This is a genomic window from Clostridium sp. chh4-2, assembly GCF_002899675.1.
Lineage (GTDB): Bacteria > Bacillota > Clostridia > Lachnospirales > Lachnospiraceae > CHH4-2.
On record NZ_PKUU01000009.1, the window covers coordinates 109,100 to 120,203 of the forward strand.

Sequence of the window (11,104 nt, forward strand, 5' to 3'; positions counted from 1 at the left end):
CAGACGAGAGTATGGGGCGGTCAGCCACTTTTACAGTGGATGGCTACCCCATATGTTTTTATGGAAAAACATCTCATTAAAAAAAACAATAATATTTAGCACTCATCTATTGACAGTGCTAACAACATGTGTTATAGTACGACTATAACAGATATAAGATATTAATATTACCGTTAGGAGGTAAGTATTATGAACATTAATAAATTTACACAAAAATCAATTGAAGCAGTTCAAAACTGTGAAAAACTGGCGTATGAGCACGGCAATCAGCAGATTGAACAAGAGCATCTGCTGTACAGCCTGCTGACAATAGAAGACAGTTTGATCTTAAAACTGATGACCAAGATGAACATACAGAAAGAGATGTTTGTCAACGAAGCGGAGCAGATGGTGGAGCGGCTGCCTAAAGTGAGCGGCGGCGGGCAGCTTTATGTCAGCAACGATCTGAACAAAGTGCTGATCAATGCCGAGGATGAGGCCAAGGCTATGGGAGACGAATACGTCTCTGTGGAACACCTGTTTTTGTCCCTGCTAAAACAGCCGGATAAGAATATGAAAGAACTCTTCCGCCGGTATCAGATTACGAAAGAGTCATTTTTACAGGCCTTATCGACGGTCAGAGGGAATCAGCGGGTGGTGAGCGATAACCCGGAAGCGACTTATGACACCCTTGAAAAGTATGGATATGACCTGGTAGAACGGGCCAGGGATCAGAAGTTAGACCCTGTAATCGGCCGTGACAGCGAGATCAGGAATGTGGTCAGAATTCTTTCCAGAAAGACAAAAAACAACCCGGTGCTGATCGGTGAACCCGGCGTTGGTAAAACCGCAGTGGTAGAAGGGCTGGCCCAGCGTATTGTGCGCGGAGACGTGCCGGAAGGGCTGAAAGATAAGAAGTTATTTGCCCTTGATATGGGTTCTCTGGTAGCAGGAGCCAAATACCGCGGTGAATTTGAAGAGCGTCTGAAAGCGGTATTGGAAGAGGTGAAGAAAAGCGAGGGACGGATTATCCTGTTCATCGATGAGCTTCACACCATTGTCGGAGCCGGCAAAACGGAAGGCTCCATGGACGCAGGCAACATGTTAAAACCGATGCTGGCCCGCGGCGAGCTTCACTGCATCGGCGCAACCACATTGGATGAATATAGAAAATATATTGAAAAAGACGCTGCGCTGGAACGCCGTTTCCAACCTGTATTAGTGGATCAGCCGACAGTGGAAGACACGATTTCCATCCTTCGCGGCCTGAAAGAGCGCTATGAGGTTTACCACGGAGTTAAGATTACGGACTCCGCCCTGGTATCCGCAGCCGTACTTTCCGACCGGTATATCACAGACCGTTTCCTGCCGGATAAGGCCATCGATCTGGTGGATGAAGCCTGCGCACTCATTAAGACGGAATTGGATTCTATGCCAACCGAACTGGATGAACTGTCCAGAAAGATTATGCAGATGGAGATCGAAGAGGCGGCTCTCAAGAAGGAGACGGATAATCTGAGCAAAGAGCGTCTGGCAGCCCTTCAGCAGGAGCTTGCCGAACTCCATGACGAATTTGCAGGTCAAAAGGCCCAGTGGGAGAATGAAAAAGCTTCCGTAGACCGCTTGTCCACCCTGCGTGAAGAGATTGAAAATCTGAACCGCCAGATTCAGGAAGCTCAGCAGCAGTATGATCTGAACAAAGCGGCTGAACTTCAGTACGGTAAACTTCCGGCGCTTCAGAAACAGCTGGCTGAGGAAGAAGAACGCGTGAAGAACCAGGATCTGAGCCTGGTGCATGAAAGCGTAACCGATGAGGAGATCGCCAGAATCGTATCCAAATGGACTAATATTCCGGTATCCAAACTGACTGAAGGCGAGAAGAGCAAAACCCTTCATCTGGATGAAGAACTGCATAAACGGGTGGTAGGACAGGACGAAGGCGTGGAAAAGGTGACAGAAGCCATTATCCGTTCCAAAGCCGGAATCAAAGATCCAAGCAAGCCGATCGGTTCCTTCCTGTTCTTAGGCCCAACCGGCGTAGGTAAGACGGAACTAGCCAAAGCTTTGGCAGAATGCTTGTTTGACGATGAATCCAATATCGTCCGAATTGATATGAGCGAGTATATGGAGAAACACTCCGTATCCCGTCTGATCGGAGCTCCGCCAGGATATGTGGGATACGATGAAGGTGGCCAGCTGACTGAGGCGGTGCGCAGGAAACCTTATTCTGTAGTTCTGTTCGATGAAGTGGAAAAAGCTCATCCTGATGTATTCAATGTGCTTCTTCAGGTGCTGGACGACGGACGTATTACAGACTCCACTGGCAAGACGGTAGACTTTAAAAATACAATTCTGATCATGACTTCCAACATCGGTTCCCAGTATCTGCTGGATGGAATTGATGAAAACGGCAGCATCAGGCCGGAAGCGGAAACCATGGTTATGAACGATCTGCGGGCGCATTTCAGGCCTGAGTTTTTAAACCGTCTGGATGAGACGATCCTGTTCAAACCGCTTACAAAGGCGAATATCGGAGGCATTGTGAACTTGCTGATCGCCGATGTGAATAAGCGTCTGGCCGATAAGGAACTGTCCATTGCTCTGACGGATGAAGCTAAGGAATTTGTATGCGAACACGGTTATGATCCGGTTTACGGAGCAAGGCCGCTGAAACGTTATCTGCAGAAACATGTGGAAACATTGGCCGCCAAGCTGATTCTGAGCGACGGAGTTCATACCGGAAATACGATTATGATCGACGTTTCACAAGATGGAAACCAGCTGATCGCTTATGCGGAATAGTAATAATGTATGAATTATTGAAAAGGGAGAAGCAGTAAGGAACTTAGCCGAAGCTGCTTCTCCTTTTTTTGTCTTTTTATATTTCACAGAATAAACATACTTTTTTCAGCAAAATTTCAAGAACCTCTGATTGAATAGAAGGATGGAATGAAACAAAACAGGAGGTTCTGATGCGGATTTTACTGGTAGAGGATGAGATGCGGCTGGCGGCAGCCATGGAAGAGTTGCTGAAACAGCAGAAATATAGTGTAGATGTGGTATATGACGGCGAGGATGGCCTGGATTATGGCTTGACGGGACTGTATGATGTGATCATTTTGGATATTATGCTTCCCAAGAAGGACGGTCTGACCGTGGTTAAGGAGCTGAGAAAAGAAATGGTCCAAACTCCGGTGCTGCTTTTGACAGCCAGATCGGAGCTGGATGACCGGGTAAAAGGGCTGGACGCCGGGGCGGACGACTATCTCACGAAGCCGTTTGCAGTGCCGGAACTGCTGGCGCGGGTTCGGGCGATGGGAAGGCGTCAGGGGAATTTTGTGGGAGATATCCTGTCTTTTGGGGATTTGGAGTTGGATAAAAATACCGGGGAGCTGAGGTGTAACGATAATAAAGTCAGCTTAGGAACAAAGGAATATCAGGTTATGGAACTGCTGATCTCAAACCGGCAGCAGATTATAACAAAAGAACTGTTTGTGGAAAAAATATGGGGATATGACTGTGAGGCGGAATATAACAGCGTGGAGGTATACATATCATTTTTAAGAAAGAAGATGACATATCTGAACAGCAAAGCCGCTATTCGGACGGTCCGCGGAAGGGGATATCTGTTAGGAGATGATGGATCATGATAAAGAAAATGAGATGCAAATTTATCTGCATTGCGATGGCATGCGTCGGAGCGATCTTTCTGCTGAATCTTCTGGTCATCAACATTTCCATGAATATCAGCAATCAGAGGGAAGCGGCCGCCATACTGGAACGGGTAATCCGGGAGGATGGAAGGATGATCCCGGAACATGGAGACCAGCCTGAATCACTAAAAGAGAATAAAGATCCCCAGGGCCGAAAACGGATTGCCAGAATTTCCGGAATCAAGAGGACGTTTGCAGTGAAAATGGATCAAAATGGAGAGATTCTGACAATTATTGATAATGGAAGCTCCAGCCTGACTGAGGATGAGATCAGTGAACTGGCAAAGCAGATAGGAAGCGGGCCGAAAACGGAGGGAATGATACGCAACCACAGGTATCAGACCGAAAAGACGCCTTATGGCACGATTATCGCATTTTTGGACTGCAGCCGTGAACAGAGTAATATGAACCGTCTGATGGTCATCTGCCTGACCGCCGGAGCGGTTGGGATCATTCTGCTGTTTGTATTGGTGCTGCGGTTTTCCGCATGGGCGGTGAAACCGGTGGAAGAAGGATTCAGAAGGCAGAAACAATTTATTGCCGACGCGGGCCATGAATTAAAGACGCCGCTGGCCGTGATTTCTTCCAATACCAGCGTGCTGGAGGGAATTTACGGAAAAAGCCAGTGGACCGGCTATATTGGGGAGGAGGTGGAGCGCATGGGACGTCTGATTAACGATATGCTGAGACTGGCTATGATGGAACGGCCGGAGGTGAAGATGGAAAAACAATCCTTTGATTTCAGCAAAATGGCAACCCGGATTCTGCTTTCCTACGAAAGCATGGCATATGAACAGATGAAAGAATTCGGCTATCTGGTGGACCCGGATATCACATATCATGGAAACCAGGACGCATTGAGCCAAATGCTTCATATCTTTGTGGACAATGCATTTAAATATTCAGGGGCCGGTGGAAAAGTGGAAATAACCGTAAAAAAGGAGCGGCGGGGCCTTAGCATCGAAGTTTACAATACCGGCAGCAGCATTGCCAACAACGCAAAAGACCAGGTTTTTGAACGCTTTTACAGGGAAGAAACCTCCCACAGCAGAGAGACGGACGGATACGGTCTGGGCCTTTCCATTGCGAAAGAAATCATAGACCGCCACCATGGAAAGGTGGAAGTCAAAAGCGATGAAACAACGTATGCTTCTTTTATAATCCATCTGTAAAATACAAAATACAATTTCCCGTCTTCAAGGTTGATTCAAGGTTTATTGGTTAAGATTCTATCATCCTAAAAAATACAAAGGAGTGTGAATCTTATGAAGAAAACATATAAATGGGCAGCAGTTTTATCCGCTGCAGCATTGATCTCGATGGGAAGTACAGTTATGGCAATGGCCGCATCCGGCTGGAGCAGTGAAGGAGACAGCTGGATCTATCTGGATTCCAGTGGAAACAGGGTGACAAACGAATGGAAGAAGTCGGGAGACCAGTCTTACTATCTGGGATCTGACGGGTATATTGTTACAGACAGCTGGGTTGACGATACCTATTATGTGAATGAAGACGGTGTTTTGCTAAAAAACCAGTGGATCTATATGGAAGAAGGACAGGAATCTCCGTCCAGTGAGGAAGAGGGCTGGTTTTACCTGAGCAGCACCGGAAAAGCGGTGACGGATGGCTGGGAACTGATCGACGGGAAGTATTATTGTTTTGATGATGACGGAAGAATGTACACAGGATGGCATTTTGACGATGATTATGTGTATTATCTGGGCGAGGACGGAAGCAGGAAGACCGGATGGGTCTGTTTGGAATACGATGAGGATGACGAACCCGAAGAGGGGGATATCGGAACTGCAGAAAGCGCAGGCGATGACGCGAAGTGGTTCTATTTCCAGTCCAGCGGTAAGATGGTGGCTGCGGACAGCGGCAGTTCTTACTTGCAGAAATCCATTAACGGTTCCAAATACTATTTTGATGAGAACGGCGTGATGCTGACCGGCTGGGCGGCTATTGAGGACGAGGCCGAAGAGGGAGATTCCACCGGGATCAGCAAATTCAGGTATTTTGGCGATGACAATGACGGAGCCATGGCAAAAGGCTGGAAGTATCTGACAGAACATCCCACAGATTCCGACGATTCAGAGGAAATGACAACAGGCAGCACGGATAAACCGGAGGATGGGGATGGATATTGGTATTATTTTGATACCGACGGCACGCCAAAATACTTGTCCTCCACTGCGGCCACGGTTTCTTCAGCGGTGGGCAAGGTAGGAAGTACTTCTTATTTCTTTGATGAGTACGGCTGTATGCAGACAGGACTGATCGGACTGGATTTTGACGGCACTGTTTATGCGGTATATTTTGGCACCTCTGAGGACGATGCGGTCATGAGAACTGGGAAACAGACCTCTGTTTATGACGGCAATGACGAAAAGGGTACTTATTATTTTAATACATCAGGAAGCAATAAAGGAGGCGGATATTCAGGCGTAAAAGATAATTATCTCTATTATGAAGGCAAACTGGTGAAAGCGGATGACGATTCTGATTTCCAGGTGTTTGAGGTGGACGGTAAGTTTTATCTGGTAAATGAATCCGGAAAGGTTCAGACCTCCGCCAAATACTACCAAGTGGACGGAGAATATACGTATCAGTACAGCGGCGGCACCATTTATGTGGTGGATGATGATAAGGAGATACTGCATGAAGTAAGCGAAAGTGATTGTGCTGTTATGGAAGAAATTGTGTATGACAGCTATTATTCTTTCTAAGTGGGACGGACATATAATACTTGACAGACAATTCCCTAAATGATAGCATAAAAGTAGAAAAAATACCTAAAAGAATTAAGAGCGAGGAGGATTTTGTGAAATTGCATATCTTTCCTGCTCTTTTTTCATTTCATTGGACGGGGATGCCATCGCTGCATTTCACCAGGATTAATTAAAATACAAGGGAAGGAGAAATTGGAATATGGGGGATTACGTAATCGCGCTGGATCAGGGGACCACCAGCTCAAGATGCATTTTGTTCGACAAAAAAGGGGAGATCTGCAGCACCGCCCAAAAGGAATTTACACAGATTTATCCCCAGCCCGGATGGGTGGAACACGATCCGATGGAGATCTGGTCTTCCCAGTTCGGCGTGCTGACCGAGGCGATGAGCTTAAACGGAGTCCATGCGGAGGACATCGCGGCCATCGGAATTACAAACCAGAGAGAAACCACAATCGTATGGGAGAAAAAGACGGGACGTCCGGTCTACAACGCGATTGTCTGGCAGTGCAGAAGGACTGCGGGAATGATTGACAAGTTAAGAAGCGACGGACTGGAAGAGATGGTGCGCCAAAAAACAGGACTGATCCCGGACGCCTATTTTTCCGGAAGCAAGATCGCCTGGATTCTTAATCATGTGCCGGGAGCAAGGGAACGGGCTGAAAACGGGGAATTGCTGTTCGGAACCGTGGATACCTGGCTGATCTGGAACCTGACAAAAGGCGCCGTCCATGTGACGGACTATACCAATGCGTCCAGGACCATGCTGTTTGATATCCGGAAGCTTTGCTGGGACCAGGAGCTGTTAGACTATTTTAAAATACCGTCCTGTATGCTGCCGGAGGTAAAGCCGTCCAGCCATCTGTTCGGAATGACGTCCGCAGAGGTTTTAGGCGGAGAGGTTCCCATAGCCGGAGCTGCGGGGGACCAACAGGCGGCCCTGTTCGGCCAATGCTGTTTCCGGCCGGGAGATGTGAAGAATACATACGGAACGGGCTGCTTCATGCTGATGAATACGGGAACCGATGCGGTGAACTCGGAACACGGCCTTTTGACCACCATAGCGGCTTCCTGCGGAGAGGAAGTGGAGTATGCCCTGGAAGGAAGCGTGTTCGTGGCGGGAGCTGCAATCCAATGGCTGAGGGATGAGCTGAGAATGCTGAAATCGGCACCCCAGTCGGAGGAATACTGCCAGGCGGTGCCGGATACGGGAGGAGTTTATGTGGTGCCGGCATTTGCAGGTTTGGGAGCACCGTATTGGAACCAGTATGCCAGAGGGATGATCGTGGGAGTGACCCGCGGAACCAGCAAGGAGCATTTCATAAGGGCTACGGTGGAGTCCTTGGCCTATCAGGTATCGGATCTTTTGGAGGCCATGCAGAAGGACGCCCATATAAAGCTGACCGAGTTAAAGGTGGACGGAGGAGCCAGCGCCAATGATTTTCTGATGCAGTTCCAGGCAGATCTGATCAATACCATGGTGTCCAGGCCCCAGTGTATAGAGACAACCGCTTTAGGAGCGGCATATCTGGCGGGAATTCAGGTGAGATACTGGAAGGATAAAGAGGAGATACGGAGAAACTGGCAGATCAACCGGCGTTTTGAATCTAAGATAGAGGAAGACTATCGAAAGAAACTCATAAAGGGCTGGAAAAAGGCGGTGAAGTGCGCTCTCGCATGGACTGAGGATGCGGAGGATGAGCCGTAAAAAACAAAATTAAAAAGATCAAAAAATACTGATAAAAATATAACAAATTGCTGACAATATGATTAAATACATAGAGTAGATGAAAAACACAATAAAATGTGTAAAATATTGTAAAAAAGATTGAAAATACATGAAAACTATAGTATACTAAAACCACAGTATTGGATCCCAGTACAGAGTTGAAGAGAAGGGGAAATAGACTATGCAGAAAATGCTTAGTTTATCTTCCCCTTTATTTTGCGCTTAGAGAAGAAACAGTTATATGAGGATACGGCAGCCGGTGTTTAAAATGAGGTAAAAGAAATTTGGCGCTGACAGCAGTTGGAGGAAACGGATAATCAGGAATCATCTTGAATAATTTTGTTTATCTGTTTAAAGTATGAGTGGGAGGAATGACAGCATGGAGAACGTCAGAAAAAGAATCATAGATTTATTGGAGTCGTCGCCGGTAATTGCCGCGGTCAAGGATGAAAAAGGGCTTAAACGATGTTTTGATTCGGAATGCAGCGTTGTTTTTATTCTATACGGTAATTTATGCAGCATTGCCGGAATTGTAAATCAGGTAAAGAACCAGGGAATGACTGCAATTGTACATGTGGATTTCATAGCAGGTTTAAGCGCAAAGGAAGTAGCTGTGGATTTTATAAAACAGAACACCAGGGCCGACGGGATTATCAGCACTAAACCGATGCTGGTAAAGAGAGCTCAGGAATTGGGAATGTACAGCGGACAGCGGACATTTATGATTGATTCCATCGCTTTAGGGACTTTAAAGAAACAGATCGAGATGTTTCGCCCTGATTTTATAGAGATTATGCCGGGGATCATCCCTTCAGTCTTAAAACATATGAAGGAATATACGGATATACCAATTGTTGCGGGAGGATTGATTTTTGATAAAAAGGACGTGATGGCCGCATTTGACGCCGGTGTGGATGCGGTCTCCACCAGCCGGGAAGAACTGTGGTTTGTATAAAATTGTGTATAAAAATGGAACATAGGTGGAGTCTGTCTATATATTGTCAGAAAAATAACAAAAATAAATAACGATATAAGAATAATGGTTAATATATCTTTATACTGTTGCATAAACTGTGAAAATACTAATAATGATAGGTAAAATAAATAAAAGTGAAAAAATATAAAGAAAAGTATTGAAATATCAAAATAAATATAGTATACTGACTGCATGACAACTCAACCATGAGTAAAAGAGAAGGAGTTCAGCTATCGGCATTATGCCGTAGTCTAAGCTCCTTTTTTATTTTGCCAAAAAAAGGAGGATTTACATGAGAAAGAAAGCATTGGCATTGGTATTGGCAGCAGCTATGACGACGATGGCGGCATGTTCAGGCGGCGGCAGCGCTCCCACCACACAGGCACCGGCGCAGTCTCAGGAGACAACAGCAAAGGCTGGATCGGAGAGCGGTGAGTCATTGGCGCCTGTGACGGAAAGCGCACAGGATGTGGAGATCGTTAAAATCGGCGTAGGTTCTATGAGCAACAACTTTAATCCATGTAAGGATATGGGAATTCAGGCTCTGAGGATGATCTACAATATCCACGACAGGCTGATGTTCCAGGACAAAGACGGTGAGATTAAGCCGCAGCTGGCCACAAGCTGGGAGTATATCGACGACAAAACATTTGAGCTTAAACTCCGTGAGGGTGTGAAATTCCATAACGGCGATGAGATGACTGCTGAAGATGTGAAGTTTACCTTCGATCTGGCAATATCCGGTGAAGTGGGAACAGCGGTTACCAATGTTGTAGAATCTGTGGAATCAGCGGAGGTTGTGGACGATTATACGGTACGCCTCCATTTAAAATGGGCGGATTCCATCATGCCAACAAGGCTTGCAGCTACCCGTACCGCATATATTCTTCCTGCTAAATATTACGAAGAAGTGGGCGGACTGGAAGGCTATAATGCAGCTCCGGTAGGCTGCGGACCTTATAAGGTTGCTAACATCATGCAGGGTGAAAAGATTATTCTGGAGCGTTTTGATGATTACTACGGGGAAAAAGCTAAGGCAAAGACCATTGAATTTATCAAATACGGCGAGGATGCCACAAGAATGACCGCCCTCTTAAACGGCGAAGTTGATATTATCAATGATATTAACAACGACTTATTGGCTAATTTCCAAAATGAGCCCAATGTCGCAACTCATGTGACGCCGGTTGAACTGTTCCATCTGTATGTTTACAACACCAAAGAAGGTCCTACCGCATCAAAAGAGCTTCGGCAGGCTATGAATATGTCCATCGACAGACAGCTTCTGGTGGATACGCTTTGGGGAGAAGGCGCTTATGTTCCTAACGGCTGGCAGGTTGAGGGATTTGGTGATTATTACATAGACGATTATGAAGCGGTACAGTATGATCCGGAACGGGCCAAAGAACTGGTTGCTGCGTCAGGATACGACGGAAGCGTAATTGATCTTCAAGTGGTACCCAATTATTACATGAACGATGTCCAGGCTGCGGAAGTATGCGTGGATATGTGGAAGCAGATTGGAATAAATGTACAGGTTGTATATACGGAAAAACTGGAAAAGAACTTCCCCGGCCTGCGCACCTGGTCCTGTGCGGTACGTTACAATGACCCGCTTGGAGCAATCTGGATTCAGTTTCCGGACAGTGATCTGGAAAAGATCATTTGGCCGAATCCTCCAAAAGAGATCTATACGGAGGCAGGCGACGTGTTAAAGAACAGCATGGATAAGGAAGAGAGAAAACAGGCTGCCAGACGGTATATGGAGATTCTGGACGACGAAGTGCCCGCATCTTATCTGTATCTTCCGGAAGAGATCTGGGGCATCCGCACAGACCGCAGTTTTAACTGGGATCCTTACTGGACAAAATTCCAGATTGTTTCCCTCCGTGCGGAAGACTTCCAGGCAAAATAGAAGAGAAGAGATCAGGGCTGGCGCAAAGCCCCCCCGGCAAATAACTGCTTTTGGAAGCAGCGT

The 11,104-nt window shown here is 46.6% G+C and carries 7 protein-coding genes; all 7 read left to right on the plus strand.

The features are described from left to right. The first annotated feature begins 189 nt into the window (after window positions 1–189). The gene (gene clpB, locus C0033_RS11595; protein ID WP_103228039.1) at window positions 190–2,781 is read left to right on the plus strand and encodes an ATP-dependent chaperone ClpB; all 2,592 of its coding nucleotides are present in this window, start codon (window positions 190–192) and stop codon (window positions 2,779–2,781) included. A gap of 170 nt (window positions 2,782–2,951) precedes the next feature. Then, window positions 2,952–3,629, plus strand: coding sequence for a response regulator transcription factor (locus C0033_RS11600; RefSeq protein WP_103228040.1), 678 nt, complete (start codon window positions 2,952–2,954; stop codon window positions 3,627–3,629). Then, the gene (locus tag C0033_RS11605) at window positions 3,626–4,864 is read left to right on the plus strand and encodes a HAMP domain-containing sensor histidine kinase (RefSeq protein WP_103228041.1); all 1,239 of its coding nucleotides are present in this window, start codon (window positions 3,626–3,628) and stop codon (window positions 4,862–4,864) included. Before C0033_RS11600 ends, C0033_RS11605 begins: the two co-directional genes overlap by 4 nt. Window positions 4,865–4,957: 93 nt before the next feature. Further along, window positions 4,958–6,418 (plus strand): cell wall-binding protein, encoded by a 1,461-nt coding sequence (locus C0033_RS11610; RefSeq protein WP_103228042.1) that lies wholly within the window; start codon window positions 4,958–4,960, stop codon window positions 6,416–6,418. Window positions 6,419–6,620: 202 nt separating this feature from the next. After that, entirely contained in the window at window positions 6,621–8,129 is a 1,509-nt protein-coding gene (gene glpK / locus C0033_RS11615) for a glycerol kinase GlpK (protein WP_103228043.1), read from the plus strand. Between the two features lie 400 nt (window positions 8,130–8,529). After that, a complete protein-coding gene (locus C0033_RS11620) occupies window positions 8,530–9,105 on the plus strand; it encodes a glycerol-3-phosphate responsive antiterminator (RefSeq protein WP_103228044.1) in 576 nt (191 codons plus the stop codon). 313 nt (window positions 9,106–9,418) lie between these two features. Next, window positions 9,419–11,041, plus strand: a complete 1,623-nt coding sequence (locus tag C0033_RS11625; RefSeq protein ID WP_103228045.1) for an ABC transporter substrate-binding protein — start codon at window positions 9,419–9,421, stop codon at window positions 11,039–11,041. Window positions 11,042–11,104 lie beyond the last annotated feature (63 nt).

Bases quoted from the DNA above. Each gene is read 5' to 3' on its own strand.
- clpB (WP_103228039.1), top strand. From the start codon at position 190: ATGAACATTAATAAATTTACACAAAAATCAATTGAAGCAGTTCAAAAC.
- C0033_RS11600 (WP_103228040.1), top strand. From the start codon at position 2,952: ATGCGGATTTTACTGGTAGAGGATGAGATGCGGCTGGCGGCAGCCATG.
- C0033_RS11605 (WP_103228041.1), top strand. From the start codon at position 3,626: ATGATAAAGAAAATGAGATGCAAATTTATCTGCATTGCGATGGCATGC.
- C0033_RS11610 (WP_103228042.1), top strand. From the start codon at position 4,958: ATGAAGAAAACATATAAATGGGCAGCAGTTTTATCCGCTGCAGCATTG.
- glpK (WP_103228043.1), top strand. From the start codon at position 6,621: ATGGGGGATTACGTAATCGCGCTGGATCAGGGGACCACCAGCTCAAGA.
- C0033_RS11620 (WP_103228044.1), top strand. From the start codon at position 8,530: ATGGAGAACGTCAGAAAAAGAATCATAGATTTATTGGAGTCGTCGCCG.
- C0033_RS11625 (WP_103228045.1), top strand. From the start codon at position 9,419: ATGAGAAAGAAAGCATTGGCATTGGTATTGGCAGCAGCTATGACGACG.